This is a genomic window from Azorhizobium sp. AG788 (assembly GCF_943371865.1).
In the GTDB taxonomy this organism is placed as follows: Bacteria; Pseudomonadota; Alphaproteobacteria; order Rhizobiales; family Xanthobacteraceae; genus Azorhizobium.
In genome coordinates this window covers 1-20,310 of sequence record NZ_CALRWL010000016.1, presented here as the reverse complement: position 1 = coordinate 20,310, position 20,310 = coordinate 1, and the positions used below count along the sequence as shown (strand labels likewise).

The window sequence follows — 20,310 nt, the reverse complement described above, 5'->3', positions numbered from 1 at the left end:
AGGGCGCTATGGCGACAGAAATTGAGCGCCTTGTGGCGGTTCTGGAAGCGCGGACAACGGCATTTGAAAAGGCATTGGCCAAGGCTGTCGATACTACGAATAGTCGAAGCCGACAGATCGAAAAGCGCTTTGAGGGGCTCACGGCAAAGGTGAATTCATCTGTCAGTCGCGTGGCCTCGTCGCTGGTGCCGTCTCTTGGCGCGATCGCGGCCGCCCTCGGGGCGGAGCGGATTTTGTCCTACGCGGAGGCATGGACGGCAGCGCAGAATGCTTTGCGTACGGCTGGGGTATCGTCCGACAAGGTGGGTGCGACCCTGACCACGGTTTATGAGATTGCCCAGCGCCAGGGGGCAGCGCTCAGCCCGTTGGTGACCCTATATGGCCGCGTGGCGCAGGCAGGCCAGGAGCTTGGCGCGTCATCGGGCGATGTAGCCCAGTTCACCGAAGGTGTGGCGACGGCCTTGCGCGTGGCCGGAACCAGCTCGGAAGAGGCCTCCGGCGCGCTGTTGCAGCTGTCGCAGCTGCTCGGTGCGGGCACGGTACGGGCCGAAGAGTTCAACAGTGTCATGGAGGGCGCGCGGCCCATTCTGCAGACCGTTGCCACCGGGCTTGAAAGTGCGGGTGGCTCCGTCTCGCGGCTGCGGGCTATGGTTCTGGCTGGCACGGTTTCCTCGCGCGACTTCTTCCAGGCTTTCCTGCGCGGCATGGATGGGCTTGAGGCCACGGCATCCACGGCTACAGATACCGTTGGTCAAGCACTGAACCGGGTGACCAATGCGCTGACCCGCTTTATCGGCCAAACGGATCAGTCTCTGGGGGCAACGCAGCGTATTGCCCAAGGTCTGAATGCGCTGGCGAAGAACTTCGATACGGTGGGAAATGCCGCCTTGGTCGTGGGCACCGCCATGGGAATTGGCTATGTGACCAATCTCGTCAAGGCGCGGCTGGAAATGCTAGCCAATGCTGAAACGGCAAAAGCCGTCGTGGCTGGCCAGCAAGGTATCCAAAAAGCGACCGGGGCATCGGCTATCGCCTTGCGGGCCTTGTCGGGCGTCGCGGGTAACGCGAAAATTGTTCTCGGCTTACTTGGTGGTCCGGTTGGTGCGGTCATCACTGGCCTGTCTATCGGCTTAGCAGTGATGAGTGCTCGCTCGGCAGAATCTGAGGCGCGGTTCAATGCCTATTCAGAGGCTCTGAAGCGCGCGCAGGCCAGCACAGCAAATCTGGCTACGGCCACCGGCGCCGCTGCCAAGCGGCTTACGGAAACACAGACCAATTTACTTAATCGCGGCCTCGATCAGCAGGCGGCGGATGCGGAGGATGTGGCTTCGCGGATCAAGGTGGCATTCGCTACCATCGCCACAAGTCTGACTTTAGGTAAGGACCAGGCTGGGCTGGAAAAGCTGAAGAAACTTCAAGATGGCTTAGGCGATACTTCGGATTCGGCTATCCAGACCAAGGAAGAGCTTTATCGCCTTGCAAATTCAGAGCCGCGCTTTCAAGTGCTGGCGGATCGCTTGGCGCCATTGCTGGACAAATTGGCCGCCGTGCGCGCGGCTACATCTGAGACGAAAACTGCGCTTCAGAATGTCGGACCGTCTGCCGCTTCGCTGATCGATGCGCAGGTAGGCAAGTTGCCCCCGGCCGCCGACGCACAGCTTGATCCGACGCTGCGCGGCGCCGCGACCACAGGCTACATCAATGAGCAGACCAAGGCCTATCGGCTAGCGGCACGCGAGCGAAAGCTCCAGGCAGATGCGGAATCGATCTATAGCGATGCCCAGTCCAAAGGCATCGAACTGACAAAGAAACAGGCGCGAGGCATTGCTGAATTCCGCGATCAAGCGGAAAAGGCCGATCAGTCGGCGGAGAAATTCAAGGGCTTTCAGCAAGGTTTGAAGGGATATGGGCTCCAGACCAATGAGCTTGAACTTGAGGCTAAGCTGATCGGTGCTTCCACCTTTGAGGCCACGCGCCAGATCGAAGTGCTGCGGATGCTCAATCAGGCCAAGATGGACCAGATTGCGCTGTCGCCGCAGATGCTGGCGACCATTGACGCCGAAGCGAGCAAGCGCGCTGCGGCGACTGCCGCTATCGAAGATGCGCGAGAAAAGCAGCAACGGTTTGTGGAGTTGCAGCAGGAATTCGGTGACCTGGGTATCAGTGGAATTCAGGGGCTGATCGAGGGCACTAAGTCATTCAACGATGTGCTCAAGGATGGGATCAGCCTGATCACGCAAATGCTGCTCAAGGCGACGCTATTGGGCCAAGGCCCCCTGGCTGGCCTATTCGGCGGCTCGGTGGCCAACAGCAATGGCATTGGCGGCCTGCTGGGCATGGCCTTCGGCGGCTTCCGCGCCGACGGCGGGCCGGTGGCCAATGGCAAGGGCTATGTGGTGGGAGAGAGGGGGCCGGAATGGTTCACGCCCGGCACCTCCGGCACCATCACGCCCAATTCCGCCGTCGCGCGTGGCGGCGGGCGGGTGACCATGCAGATGAGCATCAACCTTGCCGGCGCCAATGGCGACGCGGCCATTGCCAGGGCGGCGCATCAGGCCGCCATGGCCGGGGCGGCGGCGGCGCTGAAGGCCACGCCGTCCGTGTCGCTCAAGGCCGCGTCCGACAATCAGAAGAGGCGCGGCTGATGCTGGATGTCTCGGAGATGGTGGCGGCGCAGATGGCCGGGCGGGTGGTGCGGGTCAGCGGGCTGATCCATATGGACTTTCTGTCCGGCCCGGTGCGGTGCTGGCCGGGCACCGGCGACATCACCTCCGGTGGCCATGTCTGGCGCGGCCTGCCGTTCGAACTGGTGAGCATCACGCCCGGCACGCCTTCGGTGGATGGGGCGGCGGAAACCATGTCGGTGGCGGTGTCCGGGGTTTCGCCCACCTTCGTGGCGCGGGCGCTGGCGGAAGAAAGCGACGCCATCGGCCGGCGCATCCAGATGTATCTGCAATTCTTCGATGAGGATTGGCAGGTCCTGGATGGGCCGATCTCCATCCGCCGCGGCATCATGAAGGGCTTTTCCGGCTCGGACAGCGGGCCTTTGACCCGCACCCTGGCGGTGAATGCGGAAGGCCCGTTCGTGGCGCGCGGGCGGCCATCCGCCACCTATCTGTCGGACCTGACCCAACAGCAGCGCTATCCCGGCGACCGGGGCTGCGAGTTCCTGCCCTCGCTCCAGTCCAAGGAAATCGTATGGCCGAAGTGAGCGACATCGCCGGCTATATGCAGGCCGCGGCAACCAAGCGCTTCGCCTGGGGCGCGCGCTTTTCCGGCTCGCAGGATTGCTGCACCTTCGCCTGGGATTGGGTGGCACTGCGCACCGGAGTGGATGCCATGGCCGATCTGCGCGGGCGCTACGGCGACATGCAGGAGGCCTTGAGCCTGCTGCGGGCCAATGGCTGCGAGACCTTGAGCGAAGCGGTGCGCCAGGGCGCAGCGCGGGCCGGGCTGGTGGAAACCGCCCAACCGCGCCTGGGGGATATCGGCCTGGTGGCCATGGATATGGAAGATGGGCGCCTGGGTGCCGAGGTGCTGTGCGTGCGCCTGTCCACCGCCTGGGCAGCGCCGACCGTGCGCGGGGTGGCGGAAACCCGCGCCCCGGCCTCCATCTGCTGGCGGGTGCCGTAATGGCTTTGCTGCTGGCCGCGCCCATTGCCGGCGCCTTGGGTGCGTTGGGCGTGGGCGCCGGCACGCCGCTGATCATCTCCGGGTCGCTGGCCGGGCTCACGGTGGGCGCGGCGGCGGTGGCGGAAGTGGTGTCCGGGGTGGTGGCCTTGGGCGCGACGGTGGGCGCCAGCCTGCTGCTCAACCGCTCGAAAAAGCAGGTGATCACCACCACCACCACCATCAACCAGGCGCTGCCCAACCGCTTCATCGATTGCGGGCGGGTGAAGACGGCGGGGGCGACGGTCTATTATTCCGCACCCGGCGTGGTGCTGATGGTGATCAAGGTGTGGTCCTGCACCAAGATCCAGGAAGTCGAGACCCTGTACACCGGCGATTATGCTTTGACCGGGGTGGCGCCGGGATCGGTGGTCTATCCTCCCGGCCCCTGGTTCGGGCGGGTGCTGGCGGAATACCGGCTGGGGGAACCGGATCAGGCGGCCCTGTCGCTGCCGCTGAGCGGCGGCGAATGGACCAGCGATCACCGCCTGCGCGGCCTGGCCTGCGGCGCGTTCAACTATATCCAGGCGGATGAAAAGACCCACGCCAAGAAATTCCCCAATGGGGCGCCGTCCGGGTCCGCCATCATCAAGGGCGCCATGGTGCCGGATCCGCGCAATCCGGCCCATGATCTCGCCGACGACACCACTTGGACCTATGGCGATAATGCCGCCTCGGTGACGCTGCGCTTCGTGCTCGATCGCGATGGGTGGGGCTTGCAGTCGGACGATATCAATGTGCCGCTCTGGCAACAGGCCTGCGATGATTGCGACGATGGCATGGAAACCCCGGACAGTGGGGAGCCGCGCTATCGCGCCTGCGGCCGCTACAGCACCGCCGAAGAGCGCAAGAGCACCCTGGAAGCGCTGCTGTCCAATTGCGGCGGCACGCTGATCGAACAGCCGGACGGCACTGTAGGCCTGTTCGTGGGCAAGGCGCGGACGCCGAATGTCTGGCTGACATCGGATTGCATCATTGAAAAGCAGTTCGAGCGCTTTCCCGATGCGCTGGACCGGGTGGATGGGGTCAAGTCGCGCATCGTCTGGGAGGGGGCAGACTGGCAGGAACAGGAAGTCCCCACCGTGTGGGCGGAAGATGTCGCCGGCGCGGATGTGGATGATCTGGCGCTGTCCTGGTGCCCATCGCCCTATCAGGCGCAGCGCTTGAGCAAGACCAAGCTGCGCATGGCCCGGCCCGATTGGAAGCTGACCCTCAAGACCGATCTGCGCGGCCTGCAGCCGATGGGAGATCCCAATATGGGATGGACCATTCCGGAGCTGGGCATTGATGGCGTGTTCGACATCATCCAGCCGCCGACCCTCGACACCACCGACATGACGGTGAGCCTGCAGGTGCAGTCCTATGCGGCAGATACCCATGAAATGGCGGCATCCGAAATGAGCGCCATGGGCGCGGTGACCGAATCCGGCGGCGGCTATACGGTGCCGGCGCCGGAGGGCCTGGCGTCCAGCGTTTCCGTCCATGTCATCACCGTCACCTGGGACACGGTGGATGGCGAGGACGCCTACACCAATGCCGCGCAATGGCGGACCTATGCGTCCGGCGCCGATCCGGAAGCGGGGTGGATCGACATCGCCGCCGCCGACGTGACCACCGGCACCGCGTTCGTGGATGTGTCCGCCGCCGGCACCTATGACGTGCGCGCCCGCCGCTCCACCGCGCGCGGCACCACGTCGGATTGGGCTGTCCTGCCAGAAATCGAGGTGGCCTGATGACCATTGCTGCATGGCCCGCCGTGCTCAAGCCGCGCAATTGCTCGCCGCCGGAATTGCGCAATGCGGCGCGCGGCGGCGGCCAATCCTTCACCGGCGTGGAACAGCGGGTGTTCTCCGACGCCGGCCGGTGGGAAATCACCTATGAGGTGCCGGTGTCCACCCGGGCGCAGCAACTGGCCTGGCGCGCCATGGTGGCGCGGCTGCGGGCCGGCGAAGACATCCTGCTGACCATCTTCGACAAGTTCCGCCCCGCCGGTGTGCCGCAGGGCTCATGGGGGGCGGGGGTCAGTTCCGATGCGGCCTTGCGCGCCACCACGCTTCATCTGGTCACCGCCAATGTGAAGGTGGAAGCCGGGGTGCATTTCAGCATCGGCCCCCGGCTCTATCGGGTCATGGACGTGGTCTCGCAGACCGCCGCCACGTCCATCTCGGACTGGTTCACCACCGGCGCGCCCTGGTCTGATGCCGGCATATGGGTGGATGACGCCGGTTCCGGGCTGGCGGCCTATGAAGTCAAGATCCTGCCGCCGCTGCGCGCCGCGGCGCCATCCGGAACAACGGCGAATTTCCGTGATCTGGTGTGCCTATGCACGCTGGCGGATATGAGCAGCGGCGATCTCTCGCTGGACCTGGGCAAGTTCGGCACGCCCTCCATCACCTTCGCCGAAGCCTGAAACCCAACATCATCTGAGGGGGCCTTATGGCTATTTTACCCATCGTCGATGGCGAGGGCGGCGCCGATGTGCGCGCGAAGCTCAATGCCGCGATCGACCAGGCCAATCTGGTGGCGGGCAAGGCGTCTGCAACGGCCCTGTCGGCTGAAGCAACGGCTCGCGCGGACGGTGATGATGCAGAGGCGGCAGCGCGCGCGGAAGCCGTGGCCACCGCGCGGGAGGACGCTGCCGCAGCTCTATCGGAGGAAGCGCAGGCCCGTGCGCTGGCGGATCAGAACGAAGCGGCCGCGCGGGCCGCTGGCGACGCATCGGTGGCGATCGCGGCGACCGTGACGGCCTTGGTGGAGTACGCCCGCATCGGCGAGCCGGGGCGCTTTGCCACCGCCGCCATCACCGGCGCGCCGGCGGATGTGGTGCCGATCCCGGATGCGGATCGGCGGGTGTCCGCGAACGGCTCGGTGCTGGCGGTGGGCGCGGGGATCGTGGCGACGGTGGCGGTGTTCCGCATCGAGCCGGGCAAGCACTATCGCCTGCGCTTCGTGGTGCAGCGCGCCACCGATACGCTGGATCCCGCCAACGATGCCGTGCGCCTGGCGATCAGCTGGCTGAAGGCGGACAAGAGCGGCCTGGTTTCGACCATCCTGGAAGATCTGGTCGATATCACCGTTGCCAGTGGGCGGCTGGAGCGCCCGTTCACGGTGGCGCGCACCGATGGCGATACGGTGGATGTGGTGGCGCCGGCGGGCGCGGTCTATTGCCGGCCCTATGTGCGCTGCTACGGCTCCGGCATCACCCATGTGGAAGTGATCGAGTGGACGGACCTGACCGCCGGCATCGACTGGTCGCCGGATGTCAGCGAGTTCCGCAATGAACTGGCGGGCCTGGCGCAGGTTTCCACGGACCTGCTGGACCGGATGGAAGTGGTGGAAGGGGGCCTGGAGCAATCCCATGATGCGGGCTGGATTGAATCCGGCACGCTTGACGACGCGCGCCTATCCTCGAACGTGATGCTGCTGGATGGCGACCAGGTTGTCACCGGCGACTTTGTGTTCGAGCTGCCGCTGCGCCTGCGCTCCACCCTCTATGTGGGCGACGATGAGGCCACTGGCGGCAATGCCTCCGGCCGCATCGTCGGGGCGGGTGATCGCTTTGCTTTGGCCCCCACCGATCAGGCCGGCGACTTCCGTATCGATCGCGAGCTGTACTTTGACCAGGCCGCCAATGTCTGGACCGTTGAAGGCGGGCTGAAGTCCGGCGGCGCGCTCACGGTGGCCGGGAGCGGCGCGGTATCGGGAACCCTGGCGGTGACGGGCGCCGTCAGCGCGCTGGCCGGCCTGTCCGTTGCCGGCGTGGCCGCTTTGTCCAGCGCCACCTTCACCGATGCCGCCGCCACCCGCACCAGCCTCGATGTCTACAATAAGGCCTATGTGGATGCCCTGATCGCGGCGGCGGATGCCATGGTCTTCAAGGGCGTGGTGGATTGCTCTGCCAACCCGAACTATCCCGCCGCCAGCGCCGGCTGGACCTATCGGGTTTCGGTGGCGGGGAAGATCGGCGGCGCCTCCGGCCGCGTGGTCGAGGCGGGCGATCTATTGCTCTGCCTGGTGGATGCGACGGCCTCAGGCGACCAGGCCACGGTGGGCGCGAACTGGAACATCTCGCAGACCAATATCGACGGCGCAGTGGTGGGGCCGGCGAGCGCCACCGATGCCACCCCGGCGGTGTTCGACGGCACCAGCGGAAAGCTCATCAAGAACATCACCTTCGCCGCATTCAAGTCCGGGCTGGTGCTGGTGAAAGGTGATGTCGGCCTGGGCAATGTGGACAACACCAGCGACGCGAACAAGCCGGTCAGCACGGCACAGCAGGACGCGCTGAACTTGAAGTTCGACAAGACCGGCGGCAGCGTCAGCGGCGCGGTCGCCCTGAATGTCACCGGGGCGGCTTCGCCACTGCGGTTCGGCAATACGTCAGCCAGCGCCAATCAGAAATACTGGGATCTCGCGCTCAATGCGGATGGCAGCATTCTGTCGTTCCGCGTGCTGAGTGATGATCTGGCCAGTTCGGCTGGCGTGTTCGATGTCTCGCGCAGCGGTGTCGGCGCTGGTGGGTTCTTCCTCAAGTGCACGCTCTTTGCCGGCGCTGATGCCGTCTATAATTGCGGCGATGCCAGCCTGCGGTGGCTGACCAACTATGTGGTCAATCTGGATGCCAGTGGGTCGCTGATCACCCGTGCCGCCGGGCTGACCCTGGCCAATGGGCTCAACAGCGATATCGCGCTGGCCGCCGGCGCACTTCAGCGCATCACCGGGCCAAGTGGCGCCTTCTCCATCGGCGGCATGACTGGCGGCATCAATGGCCGGCGGCTCACTCTGCACAACACCACCGCGCAGACCATGACGATCGTCAATGAGGACGCATCGTCCACGGCGGCCAACCGCATCACGACGCTGTCGGGCGCCAATATCGTGCTGCGCGCTTCGGCACCGTCCTGCGCCACCTTGTTCTACGACGCCACCGCCAGCCGCTGGATCGTCGAAAGCTACAACTGATCTCCTGATCACCCCACCAAGGATCTGAACATGGCGACCTTCACGGTTGCCGCCGCCACCGATTGGATCAGCGTCCTGGCGCTGGGTTCCGTTGGTGATCGCTGGCGGCTGGACGATTACGACATTTTCGCCGAGGTGAAGGCGCCCGGGGATGATGAAGTCCTGATCGATATGAGCTTGGCCAATGGCCGGCTCATCATCAGCGATCCCGTGTCCCGGCGCCTGGAAATCAATGTGGGCTGGGCACTGATCGAGCCCTTGGCCTCGGTGTTTCCGGCCTCCTTCGAGTTCGACTTCATGTTCGTGAACCGGACCACCGAAGTGCGCTGGCGCGGCGAAACCCACACGCTCCTCATCACTCGCGGCATCACCTTTCCGGAGGCCTGACCATGGCTCGCGCGCTCTCTTCTCCCGTCCGCATCAATGCGCCCGCCCAAGGTGTGGATGGGCGCGGCATCTTTACCTTGGCCCGCGACCCGCTGGTGACCGATGGGCGTATCGGTGATCTGTGCCTCAACACCGTGTCCAAGCATCTGTGGGGGCCGAAGACCGCCGCCGGCTGGACTGACAAGGGCCTGATCAAGGGCGATGAAGGCTGGACCGCTGTCGTGGCCGCCGTCTCCGATGGCGCACGCCGGGTGCACCGCATTGTGGATTGGACCGGCGGCGCCGGCACCAAGCCGGCCACCGGGCAATATATCGGCGCATCGGGCTCTGTGTCGGCCATCGGCGATGCGGTGGATATCCGCGGGCCGCAGGGGCCGGAAGCGCTGATCGACGGTCTTGATCCCGGCGCCGACGATGTCACCTATGACACGCTCACGGCCCTGGCAGAGCCGGGCGACGACAATCTGCAACACCCGCTGAAGAATTTGGCGGCGGCAGCCGGTCACATGGTGTTCCCGAACATCGCGGCGGCGGCGGCCATTTCCATTCCCGCCCGGGTGAAAACGGTCATGATCGTGACCGCGGAAGGTGGCCTGGGTGGCGCGACGCATGTGCGCCAGCGTGTGGATGCCGAGCCCAGCGGTGTTGCCAAGCACCGTTCGGCGGATCGCTTCACCAGCGACGGCGGGACGGATTCCGCCAATGGTGGCTGGTGGGCTCTGGTGCCTGCCACGCTGAATGCGACGCTGGCGAAATGGACCCATCCGGCGGCGGGTTCCGTCGAGCGCGCGCAGCATGAGAAGCTGTCCGAGGTCTATAGCCTGCTGGATGCCGGCGGCGTGCCGGACTCCATCCTGGTGGACAACACCGCCGCGCTCAACCGGTTCTTCGGCAATGTGGAGATCCTCGGCTGCGGGTTCCTCCCGCCGGGGAAATTCAATTATGCCGGGCCCTTGAACAATGTTTCGACGGTGAAGCCGGTGATGATCTATGGCAGCGGGGCCGCGTCCGAGCTGCATTTTACCGGCGACACCATCTCCGGCGCCGGGCTGCTGCGGTTCGGAAACACCAGCGAATATGGTGCCGAGCTGTTCATCACCCAATTCCGCATGACGGCGGCACAGGAAATCACCAACGAAAACTGGACCGTCCGGGTGATCAAGACGCAGCGGGTTCACTGCGACATCATCGTTGACAATGAGGAAGATTATCACTTCAGCGCCGGGATCTTCTTCGACTCTTCGGCCATCTTCAACATGCTAGAAACCAAGATGTTCTGCCGGGGGACGCAGGTCACTTGGACCAATGGCGTGGAAGGCTATCTCGACAGCCTCTATATGCGCGTGGCGGAAGACGGCGTCGGCTTCCATGCCGCCGGCGGCTGTGGCGGCCTCTATACCTGCAAGGCAAAGCAGGTGCTGGGCCATATCGGCCTGCTGGTGGATACCACGCTCTACGCCGCCGGCAACCTTCAGATCTTCGATGAGGGGGCAACCTGGGACACGGCGGAAATCCCGGTGTTCCTCAATGACAATATCGCCAATTCCGTGGGCAAGAAATTCTATGCCAACGGCTGGTATGCGACCGGAACGGTGGGATCGAACTTCACCGTCGCCGCCTGGGCCTCCGGGACGATCAAGTCCAGCACCGGCAAATTCGTCAACTGCCTGAATGGGAGCGGGTTCTTCTGCGAAGACCTGACCACGAAAATCGAATTCGGCGCGGGCGTCGATATCAAGGACAACCACTTCTATGGCATCGATGGCGCCGCAGGGCTGACCATCCGTTCCATGTGCCAGCCGGCGGATAACTGGCTGGGTGCGATCGGCCCGAATGTGACCGTGCGCAATGATGTCTATGGAACGCAGGTGCTGAAGACGCGGCCGCTGACGCAGTGGGTGTTCGACGCCAGCGGCATGACCACCTCTTCCATCGCCAACGGCGGCAGCCTGGCGCTGGTCGATGGCGCCGGCTTCATCAAGGTGCGGCATCCCGTCTCCAACAGCGTGGCCACTTATGCCGTGGGGGGCGGCATCGCCAAGTTGCAAGGGTCGCCGTCCAATGGCGTCTGGGTCGAGGGCGCGCCGGGATCCGGGGAGGCGTCTGTGGCCTATAACGGCACCCATTATGCCATCTACAACGCCACGGGGTCGGCTTCTACCTTTGTCGCGGTACCTGAAATGATGATGGGTTCCGCGAACTGATCCTTGCGCCTGATCCTGTCGCCGCCGCCTCCGGGCGGCTTTTTTGTGCCCGGTCGCCGGGCTCCCCCACAATCTGGAGAGACCCATGGTGGATATCACCAGCGTACAGCGGCGCCTGATCGCGCGCGGGCTCGATCTCGGTCCGTCCGGCGCCGATGGCGTCTTCGGCCGCAAGACCCTGGCGGCGGTCATGATGCTCCAGGCCTGGAGCAAGCTGCCGCAGACCGGGCAACTGGATGCGGCCACGCTCGCCGCGCTCGGTCTGGACGGCGCCGCGCCGCTGCTGCCGTGGATTGAAGAAGCTCGGCGCAATCTTGGGCTGAAGGAGATCGCCGGCCCCAAACATGCGCCGGCCATCGTGCGCATGCTGGAAGCGCTCAAGGCGCCGTTCCGGGATGATGAAACCGCATGGTGCGGCACCTTTGTCGGCTGGTGCATTTCCACCACCTTGCCGAAGGAGCCGGTGCCGGCTGCGCCCTGGGGCTCCATCAACTGGCTGAAGTTCGGCACCAAGCTGGACACGCCCATGTATGGCTGCATCGCTGTGTTCTGGCGCGGTTCGCCTGATGCCTGGACCGGCCATGTGGGCTTTCTGGTGGGGCAGGATTCCGAGGCCTACCACGTGCTCGGGGGCAACCAGTCTGATGCGGTGACCATCACCCGCATCGCCAAGGGCCGTGTTCGCCCCGGCGGCCTGCGCTGGCCAACCACCGCCGGCGCCCCAGTGCTGCCGCTGCCGCTCCAGACCCTGGCCGGCACGCTCTCGCGCAACGAAGCCTGATCCCGCGCCCGGCCGGGACCGCCGGGCACACCTCCCACATTCGAGGTTTGACCATGCCCAAGATCGCATCCGCCGTCCTGGCGGCGGTGGCGGCCGTCGCCGCGCGCCCCGACATCCCCTTGTCCACCAACCAGGTCGCCCCGGTGGCCGCCGCCATCACCGATGCGCTGCCGCCGCCGGCGGCGCTGGAATCGCTGTGGCCGCAGATCGCCCGCTATGCCATTTCCGCCGCCGGCACCGCGTTCGCCGCGCGCGGGATCGGAGACGTGTCGGATTGGCAGACCCTGGCGGCCGCGGTCCACGACAATTGGCAGGCCATCGGCGGGGCAGGCGTGGCTATCGCGCCCGTCGTGTGGCGCATCGCCACCACGCTGCTGGCGCGCCGGCCGGCGTGAGCGGATGGCGGATATCCCCCCTGATCCGCTGTCGGCGCTTGCCGGCATCAAGCTGACCCACGTCATCGCCGGGGCGGCGGGAGGGATCGTCCGCTCGCTCTCCCGCCCCGGCGGTTCATGGCCCCGCCACATGGGAACCGCCATCGTCGGCACCTTCGTCGCCGGCTATGGCACACCGGTGGGTGCCATCCTCGCGTCGCGCTATCTGGCGTCGCCGGAACTGCCGTCATCCTCGGTCGAGGGCATGGTGGGGTTTGTGCTGGGCCTGATCGGCATGAGCCTGTGCGAGGCCTTGCTGCGCTGGGCTCGCGCCTGGCGGGATGGGCCGCCGCCGCCGTTTCCGCCCGCGACGGCTTGAGCCGCGCGGGACACGCCATCATCCCTTCCGCCCCGCCTCCAAACGGAGGTGGGGCGGAAGCCGTTTACAGGAGGTCCGTGCCTTCATCATCGGCATTGTGCGACTTTCTGTCGCGCAGCAATGTCAGCGCCGCCGACCGCTGGGTGATGGCATCCATCACCGCCGTGCTGATGCGCCGCCAAAAGTGTGACACTTTCTCGAAAATGGGGTGGGGTTTGCAGGGCATGTGACTGCAACACTCTGTTGCAATCACTCGTCTTTACCCGGCCTGTCACGCCGGAGGTCGCGGGTTCGAGCCCCGTCACTCCCGCCATTCACTTCCTCGGTCCCTCGCGCACGGTCGTCTGTGACGCCGGCGTCCCTCGGCGGTGGAAGCAACTTTCTCAGCACTGTCGTTGTCCAGCCCTTTGTTTAGCCAGAGATGTCCTCGGCCAGAGATGTCCGTGCCGCCTGAGTCCGGTGACCGGCCAGATTCGACCGGCAAGCCAAAACCTGGCTGCCCGTCCCCCCGCAGATGTGGCCGGTGACCGGTATCCCGCGCTCGAAACCGCCCTAGGCTAGCGGTCGCGGCCGACACCGCAGGGCGGCTTCCATCGCCTCCGTGGCCTTCTGAATGTCCTCGGGCGTTTCCGTCAGCACCGCCTCGCAGACGGAGATGCGCGCGGCGGCCATGCAGTCGCAGGGTGGCAATTTGCCCTCGAACAGAAAGTGCGAGGCATCTGCCATCGTCCGCAATACGGCGGATTTATCCCGCGACACGGGGATCGGGTGCGTAAGCGAGGTGTTCCAGCCCATTCCTAGTCCCTGCCCTTGACGGGGGCACAGTGGGCGACCGTGCCGATGATCGCTGCAACTATTCATTGCATCGAATGAAAGCTAGCCGACCGATTGCGTCAGAGTCTAGAGCCCTTCCAAAGATTGATTCGTCCACCGCCCCCGCAGCAGAGGTGAAGCTGCGGCAGCGTGGGGCCGCCTCATTCCGGATAGGTCCGTTGCCCCGCGGCGGGGGCGTGATTGAACAGGATGAAGGCCAGCACATTGCCCGGTTCCGCGGTGGCATCGCTGCGCAGGGCAGCGACGCGGCCGTCCACGCCACAGCGATAGTCCGCAACGCTCTCGCCGAAGGTGTTGCGCTGGATCGACAGGATCTGGCCGGGCGTCACCGCATCGTCCAGGCGCACCAGATGCTCCACGAAGCCGCCCTGGGTCGCCACCACCGGGAAGGCGCTGTTGCCGACATAGACGCCCGCATCGGCGGCGGTGCGGCCCATGGGGCCGGGAATGATCTTGTAGTGCGTGAGCACATTGCGGGTGCCCTCCACGAACAAGGCGATCTTCTCGCGGTCCAGCACGCGGGCCGCGCCGATTTCCGGGGTGAAGCACGGGATGCCCACGTCGATCAGCGCATTGTGCAGCACGCCGGGATAGGCGGCATTGTTCCAGATCTGCCCCACCGGATAGAGCTCGGCCATGGTCTTCACATCCGGCAGGCTGAGGTCGGCGATATTGAAGGCGGCGGCGTCCAGCCCGGTGGTGCCGGTGTGGAAATCGATCGCCAGATCCGCATTGGGCCGCAGCAGCCGGTTGAACACCAGCGCCGCATGGCGGCTGGTGGCGGTGGCGCCATTCTCATCGCCCGGCCATTCCCGGTTCATGTCGATCAGACCCGCGCCCCGGCCGAAATCGGGCCAGCGGCGCTGCATGCCCTCCAGTGCCGGGCGGGAGACGTCCAGCACCGCCATCACCGTGCCGGACATCTGCGCCGGGTCGAGGCCGTCCATCACCTTCTGCACCGTGCGCACGGAGCTCATTTCGTCCCCATGCACGCCGCTGACCAGCGCCATGCGCTTGCCCGGACGCGCCCCCTTGGCGACGATCACCGATACATGCCAATGCTGGCCGGTGGGCATCTGCACGCCCTGGAAATAGAGCCGGTGGGTCGTGCCCGGCTCCAGATCGGCCACATCGAGGGCGCTGACCACGGCCTTGCCCTGGAGGGTGTCGCCGGTGCGGCGGGTGCCGTGTGGGGGCGCCGGGGCAGCCGGGGCCTGCGCCTGGGCCGGAGCGGTGCCGGCCAGCGCGGCCGAGGCGGCGGCGCCGGCCAAAGTGGAGATCACGAAATCGCGGCGATCGAGACCGGGTCTGGGGGCGTGCGGCATGAGAGGCGTTCCTCGCGAGCTGTGCGAAATCCTACCGCGGCACGGCGGAACGTCTCAGTCCAATTCCGCCGACGGGGCGGGGCACGTCCGCTGCCGCAGCCCCGTGGCTCAGCCCTCGAACAGCGCCCTGGCGCTCACCGCCTCCAGGCTGGCATGCCCGGTCAGGGCCATGGCCACCTCCAGTTCCGCCCGCAGCAGATGCACCACATGGGCGACGCCTGCCGCGCCGGCCACGGTGAGCCCGTGCACATAGGGCCGGCCCACCAGCACCGCCGCGGCGCCCAGGGCCATGGCTTTCAGGATGTCGGTGCCGCGGCGGATGCCGCCGTCCACCAGCACCGGGATGCGGCCGTCGATGGCGGCGACCACGCCGGGCAGGGCCTCCAGGGTGGCGGGCACGGTGTCCAGCACCCGCCCGCCATGGTTGGAGACGATGAGGCCGTCGGCGCCCTCCGCATGGGCGCGCAGGGCATCCTCCGGGGAGAGGATGCCCTTCAGCAGGATCGGCAGCTTGGTGAGGGCGCGCAGGCGCACGATGTCGCCCCACAACGGCGCATCCGGCCGGCCGCTGCCGAACAGCGGGCTGCCGCCGATGCCGGTGCCGCTGCCGGAGGGGGCGGGCGGCAGGCCGCGCAGATTGACCGCCTCGATGCCTGGCGGCAGCGCAAAGCCGGCGCGCTGCTCGCGGGTGCGCAGGCTGACGGGGGCATCCACCGTCACTACCAGCGCCCCATAGCCCGCCGCCTCGGCGCGGGCGACCAGATCGGCGGTGAAGCCCCAGTCGTGCTGGATATAGAGCTGGAACCACAGCAGGCCGCGGCTGGCGGCGCGGATCTCCTCCAGCCCCATGCTGGCCTGGGTGCTCACCACCAGCGGCGCGCGCACCGCCCCGGCGCCCATGGCGGTGGCCACCTCGCCTTCGGGGTGGAACAGCCGGTGATAGGCCACCGGGGCCAGCAGAATGGGATGGTCCAGCGGCAGGCCGAGCAGATGGAGCTGGGTGCTGGCCTTGGAGAAGTCCGCCAATGCACGCGGCATCAGCCGCAGGCGGTCATAGGCCTCGCGGTTCCAGCGCAGGGTCAGTTCGTCCCCGGCGCCGCTGGCCAGATAGGTCCAGATGGCCGCACTCAGGCGGGCGCGGGCCAGGGCCTCGTAATCGGCGAGGTCATAGGCCGGAGGCAGATGGATTTCGGTCATGGATCACCGGCACGCTGAGGAAAACACGGGGTGCCCCCAGGCATCTGGCTTGCGGCGATCCGGTGGGGCAGGGATCTTGATCCGACCTGTACGGGAGCGCGATCCCGTGACGGTCCGGAAGCTTAGGCGCCTCCTCCGGCCAAGGCCAGCCGGCGGGGAAGCCCAAGCGACGGGACTGATGGCGGCGCTCAGGCCGCCACGGGGTCCACGGGGCGGGTCTTGCCGTCGTCATCGATGGCCACCATCACGAACACCGCCTCGGTGACCTTCTCCCGCGCGGCGGAGCGGGCGCGGCGCGCCCAGACTTCCACATCGAGGGTCATGGAGCTGCGCCCGGTCCCCAGCACCGTGGTGTAGATGCACAAGGTATCGCCCACCCGCACCGGCAGGCGGAAGTGCATCTCCTTCACCGCCACGGTGACCACCCGCCCCGCCGCGCGCTCGCTGGCGCGCATGCCGGCGGACAGGTCCATCTGCGCCATCACCCAGCCGCCGAAGATGTCGCCATTGGGATTGGCATCCGCCGGCATGGCCAGGGTGCGCAGGGTCAGGTCGCCTTTCGGCTCAAGGGCGTCGGACATGGGGATCTCCTTGCGCGGCAGCGGCCGCGCTTCCCTGCTGGGGTAGCGCCGCAAGGGGGCCGCAGGCAAGGGGAGAGCACAGGGGGAGAGCGGACACGGGGCAGGCCGTGGGCGCGCGCGGCCCTACACTTCCTCCAGCGCGTCGCCGATGCCCTCGATGCCGCGCAGCCGCTTGCGCCCGCCGGCCCCCGCCCGCTCGATGGCGCGGGTGACGAGCAGATGGCACAGGGCCATCACCGCCGTGTGGTTGAACAGCGGCCCCGGTGCCAGGGTCTGGCAGCGGAAATGCCAGGTGACGCTGGGGCGGGCCGGCGCACTCTCATCGGTGATGTAGAGCAGCCGCGCGCCGCTCTTTTCGATGACGGACAGGATGGGGTCCATGCGGGCGATGCGCCGGCGCAAGGCGAACACCACCACCACGTCGCGCGGGTCCAGGCTGACCAGATGCTCACCAAGGGTCTCGCCGCCGCCGGGCAGGGCGACGATGTGCTCCACCACCTGGAGCATCTGCCAGCGCAGATAGTCCGCGAACGGCGCGCTGCTGCGAAACCCCAGCACCCAGGTCTTGCGCGCGCCGAGCATGGCTTCCACCACCGTATTGATCTGCGCATCGGTGATGGCCAGGAAGGTGGCCTCGATATTGGCCACGCCCTGGGTGACATGGGCGGAGAGCGACTGCTCGGCGGCGCTGTCGGCGGCGCGGGTGAGGAACAGGCGCGAGCCGGTCTGCCGCTCGGCGCGGGCGTGGCGGCGGGCTTCCTCGTAATTCTCATAGCCCAGGCGCTTGACGAAGCGGGACACGGTGGCATTGGACACCTGCGCCAGCGTCGCCAGTTCCGAGGCGGAATAGCTGGCCAGCTCGCCGGGAAAATCGCAGACGAAGTCCCCCAGCCGCTTCTCCGCCGGGTGCAATTGATCCAGCACGTCGCGCACGCGGGTCAGGAAGGATCGAGGCTCGGGACTCATCACATGCTCGCGAAAACGAATTTTCATGCACCCTGCTCCTGCTGCCGCCCGTGCGCAAGGGATCCCATCCCCGTTTCTTGAGGAGGCGAATTTCTGCTGCGAAAATGGGCGCCTGCGCTGCAAATACGATCTGTCGGCTCTGATTTTCACGTGTTACGGTATGAAAATATAATTTCATAAAGACCATCCAGACCTCCAGAGGTGACATCATGGCCGCAGAAGGCATGGGGACATCCGGCGCAAGCACGCCGGCCATTCGTCAGTTGGAAGGTGCGCTCGGGCGCATCGGCATTACCGGCGCGCACAAGCAGATCATCGCGCTGATCCTGATCGGCTGCCTGTTCGATGCGTTCGAGCAGAACACCATCGGCATCGCCGGCCCGGCGCTGCGGGCGCAATGGGGCCTCACCGGCGCCGATATCGGCTTCCTCAACACCATCACCTTCGGCAGCGCCGCGCTGGGGCGCCTGCTCTCCGGCATCATCGGCGATCGCTACGGCCGCCGGGTGATGCTGATGACCAATCTGCTGCTGTTCACCATCGGCTCATTGGGCTGCGCCCTGGCGCCCAGCTTCGGCTGGCTGTGCCTCGCCCGTGCGGTGGTCGGCTTCGGCGTCGGCGGCGAGATTTCCACCGCCGTCACCATGCTGGCGGAGTTCTGCTCGCCCAAGTTCCGCGGCACCGCGGCAGGCCTGGTGAATGTGGCCGCCGGGGGCCTCGGCAATTTCCTCGCCCCGGCGTTCGGCCTTTTTATCTTCGCGCTGTTTCCCGGCGACAATGCCTGGCGCTGGCTGTTCGCCGCCTTGGCCGTGCCCGCCCTGTTGGCCGCCTTCTACCGCAAGCTGGTGCCGGAAACCCCGCGCTTCCTGGTGTCGCAGAACCGGGTGAAGGAGGCCAACCATGTGCTCTCGGTGCTGGCCTCCGGCTCGCTGCGGCCGCACGATCTGCGCATCCAGGCCTTCCTCACCGAAGAGGCCAATCCGCCGGCCCCGCCCAAGAGCGCCTGGCGCGATCTGTTCCGCGCCCCGTTCATCGGCCGCACCGTGGCGGTGGCCATCGCCATCCTCATGAGCTACGGCGCCCAGCTCTCGGTGCTGACGCTGATGCCCACCATCTTCGTCTCCATGGGCTACAGCTATTCCGGCAGCCTGCTCTATTCCATGACCATCCAGTCCGGCAGCGTGCTGGGCGCCATCGTCGCTTCGCTGTTCGGCTATTATTTTCCCCGCAAGCGGGTGCTGACCATCGGCGCGGTCATGGCCTGCCTTGCGGCCATCGCCATCGCCACCTTGGGGGTGAACATCTATCTGGTGCTATTGTTCGGCGCGATCTTCCAGTTCTTCGTGCTGCTGCTCAACACCTCGATCTGGATCTATGCGCCGGAACTTTATCCCACCCGCATCCGCGCCTTCGGCGTGGCGCTGATCCTGGCCACGGGCTCGGCGGCGGGCTCGTTCATCCCGATCATTTCCGGCTATCTGTTCGACCATCACGGCATGCTGGGCGTGTTCGGCCTCGCCGCCGGCATGTATGCGGTGTTCGCGCTCTGCATCCAGTTCGGGCCGGAGACCTATGGCATGTCCATGGAGGACGTCACCATCCGCGCCGATGACGAAGCCGCTGCGCCGCTGCCCGGCGCCGCGCCCAAGGCGATCTGAATGACCACGCCCGTTCCCCATATCCTGCTGATCAATCCCAACAGCTCGGTGGCGACCAGCCGCATGATGCGGGACATCGCCCAGCGGGCGGCCGGTGCGCGCATGGCGGTGGTGGACGCCACCGCCGTGCGCAGCCCCACCATGATCATCACCGCGGACGAACTGGCGGCGTCCGCCGCCGAGGTGGTCGAGATCGGCACCGCTTATCTTGCCGCCCATGGCGACACCTGCGCCGGCATCATCGTCGCCGCCTTCGGCGATCCGGGGCTGGAGGCATTGCGGGCGCGGGTGGCAGTGCCGGTGGTGGGTATCTGCGAGGCCTCCATGCAGGCGGCGGCGCACGGCGGCCGGCGGTTCGCCGTCGCCACCGTGACGCCGGATCTGGTGGCCTCCATCGCCGCGGCGGCGGCCCGGCTCGGCCTGGCGGCGCTGTTCACCGGCACCCGCGTTTCCGGCGGCGATCCCCGCGCCCTGGCGCAGGAACCGGAGCGGCTGGTGGCCGCCCTCGGCTATCTGGTGCATGCCTGCATCGCCGACGACGGGGCGCAGGCGGTCATCATCGGCGGCGGCCCGCTGGGGGAGGCGGCTGAAACGCTGCAGCCGCTGTTCTCCGTGCCGGTGCTGGCGCCCATCCGCTGCGCGGTGGACCTGATGCTGGAACAGATCGCGGCCCCGGCAGAGGCGTCCTAGGGGCGTCCCGATCAGGTCTCGGCGAACTGGGTGTCGTGCAGGCGGCGATAGAGGCCGTCGCGCGCCACCAGTTCGCCGTGGCGGCCCTGCTCGGCGATGCCGGTTTCCGACACCACCACGATCAGATCGGCATTGCGCACGGTGGTGAGCCGGTGGGCGATCATCAGCGTGGTGCGCCCTTCCGACAGCGCGGCCAGCGACTGGCGGATCTCGCGCTCGGTCTCGGTGTCCAGCGCCGAGGTGGCCTCGTCCAGGATCAGGATCGGCGGGTCCTTGAGGAAGATGCGGGCGATGGCCACCCGC

General features: G+C 66.6%; 18 protein-coding genes and 1 pseudogene. 14 read left to right on the top strand and 5 right to left on the bottom strand.

Features of this window, described 5'->3' with window-relative positions; all coding sequences use genetic code 11:
- Positions 1-8: 8 nt before the first annotated feature.
- The 12 genes from AAG816_RS11475 to AAG816_RS11420 all read left to right on the top strand — a co-directional run bounded on the left by AAG816_RS11475 (position 9) and on the right by AAG816_RS11420 (position 12,986).
- Positions 9-2,645: a tape measure protein gene (locus tag AAG816_RS11475; RefSeq protein WP_341989756.1), complete on the top strand. Its 2,637-nt coding sequence runs from the start codon at positions 9-11 to the stop codon at positions 2,643-2,645.
- Positions 2,645-3,211 (top strand): hypothetical protein, encoded by a 567-nt coding sequence (locus AAG816_RS11470; protein WP_341989755.1) that lies wholly within the window; start codon positions 2,645-2,647, stop codon positions 3,209-3,211. The genes AAG816_RS11475 and AAG816_RS11470 overlap by 1 nt, the downstream gene beginning before the upstream one ends.
- On the top strand, positions 3,199-3,633 hold the full coding sequence (locus AAG816_RS11465) for a hypothetical protein (RefSeq protein WP_341989754.1): 435 nt from the start codon (positions 3,199-3,201) through the stop codon (positions 3,631-3,633). Before AAG816_RS11470 ends, AAG816_RS11465 begins: the two co-directional genes overlap by 13 nt.
- Positions 3,633-5,402: a hypothetical protein gene (locus AAG816_RS11460; RefSeq protein ID WP_341989753.1), complete on the top strand. Its 1,770-nt coding sequence runs from the start codon at positions 3,633-3,635 to the stop codon at positions 5,400-5,402. The genes AAG816_RS11465 and AAG816_RS11460 overlap by 1 nt, the downstream gene beginning before the upstream one ends.
- Positions 5,402-6,079: a hypothetical protein gene (locus AAG816_RS11455; RefSeq protein ID WP_341989752.1), complete on the top strand. Its 678-nt coding sequence runs from the start codon at positions 5,402-5,404 to the stop codon at positions 6,077-6,079. The genes AAG816_RS11460 and AAG816_RS11455 overlap by 1 nt, the downstream gene beginning before the upstream one ends.
- A gap of 26 nt (positions 6,080-6,105) precedes the next feature.
- The gene (locus tag AAG816_RS11450; protein ID WP_341989751.1) at positions 6,106-8,631 is read left to right on the top strand and encodes a hypothetical protein; all 2,526 of its coding nucleotides are present in this window, start codon (positions 6,106-6,108) and stop codon (positions 8,629-8,631) included.
- Between the two features lie 30 nt (positions 8,632-8,661).
- On the top strand, positions 8,662-9,018 hold the full coding sequence (locus AAG816_RS11445) for a hypothetical protein (RefSeq protein WP_341989750.1): 357 nt from the start codon (positions 8,662-8,664) through the stop codon (positions 9,016-9,018).
- A 2-nt stretch (positions 9,019-9,020) separates the two neighbouring features.
- Positions 9,021-11,222 (top strand): hypothetical protein, encoded by a 2,202-nt coding sequence (locus tag AAG816_RS11440; protein WP_341989749.1) that lies wholly within the window; start codon positions 9,021-9,023, stop codon positions 11,220-11,222.
- Positions 11,223-11,307: 85 nt separating this feature from the next.
- A complete protein-coding gene (locus AAG816_RS11435) occupies positions 11,308-12,003 on the top strand; it encodes a TIGR02594 family protein (protein ID WP_341989748.1) in 696 nt (231 codons plus the stop codon).
- A gap of 53 nt (positions 12,004-12,056) precedes the next feature.
- Entirely contained in the window at positions 12,057-12,398 is a 342-nt protein-coding gene (locus tag AAG816_RS11430; protein ID WP_341989747.1) for a hypothetical protein, read from the top strand.
- A gap of 4 nt (positions 12,399-12,402) precedes the next feature.
- Positions 12,403-12,756: a hypothetical protein gene (locus AAG816_RS11425; RefSeq protein WP_341989746.1), complete on the top strand. Its 354-nt coding sequence runs from the start codon at positions 12,403-12,405 to the stop codon at positions 12,754-12,756.
- 77 nt (positions 12,757-12,833) lie between these two features.
- Positions 12,834-12,986 carry a hypothetical protein gene (locus AAG816_RS11420; protein WP_341989745.1) on the top strand — a complete coding sequence of 51 codons (153 nt, stop codon included), beginning with the start codon at positions 12,834-12,836 and terminating at the stop codon, positions 12,984-12,986.
- 744 nt (positions 12,987-13,730) lie between these two features.
- Here the strand turns inward: AAG816_RS11420 and AAG816_RS11415 are convergent.
- The 4 genes from AAG816_RS11415 to AAG816_RS11400 all read right to left on the bottom strand — a co-directional run bounded on the left by AAG816_RS11415 (position 13,731) and on the right by AAG816_RS11400 (position 17,659).
- Positions 13,731-14,915, bottom strand: a complete 1,185-nt coding sequence (locus tag AAG816_RS11415) for a succinylglutamate desuccinylase/aspartoacylase family protein (protein WP_341989744.1) — start codon at positions 14,913-14,915, stop codon at positions 13,731-13,733.
- A 108-nt stretch (positions 14,916-15,023) separates the two neighbouring features.
- Complete coding sequence (locus AAG816_RS11410; RefSeq protein ID WP_341989743.1) at positions 15,024-16,112, bottom strand: alpha-hydroxy acid oxidase; 1,089 nt, start codon at positions 16,110-16,112, stop codon at positions 15,024-15,026.
- A gap of 188 nt (positions 16,113-16,300) precedes the next feature.
- Positions 16,301-16,693 (bottom strand): acyl-CoA thioesterase, encoded by a 393-nt coding sequence (locus tag AAG816_RS11405; protein ID WP_341989742.1) that lies wholly within the window; start codon positions 16,691-16,693, stop codon positions 16,301-16,303.
- Positions 16,694-16,816: 123 nt separating this feature from the next.
- Entirely contained in the window at positions 16,817-17,659 is an 843-nt protein-coding gene (locus AAG816_RS11400) for a MurR/RpiR family transcriptional regulator (RefSeq protein WP_341989849.1), read from the bottom strand.
- Positions 17,660-17,868: 209 nt separating this feature from the next.
- On the opposite strand from AAG816_RS11400, the gene AAG816_RS11395 reads away from it, so the two are divergent.
- Positions 17,869-19,317: an MFS transporter gene (locus AAG816_RS11395; RefSeq protein ID WP_341989741.1), complete on the top strand. Its 1,449-nt coding sequence runs from the start codon at positions 17,869-17,871 to the stop codon at positions 19,315-19,317.
- Positions 19,318-20,007, top strand: a complete 690-nt coding sequence (locus AAG816_RS11390; RefSeq protein WP_341989740.1) for an aspartate/glutamate racemase family protein — start codon at positions 19,318-19,320, stop codon at positions 20,005-20,007.
- Between the two features lie 11 nt (positions 20,008-20,018).
- Here the strand turns inward: AAG816_RS11390 and AAG816_RS11385 are convergent.
- Positions 20,019-20,310, bottom strand: a pseudogene (locus AAG816_RS11385) (multidrug ABC transporter ATP-binding protein); the annotation flags it as partial.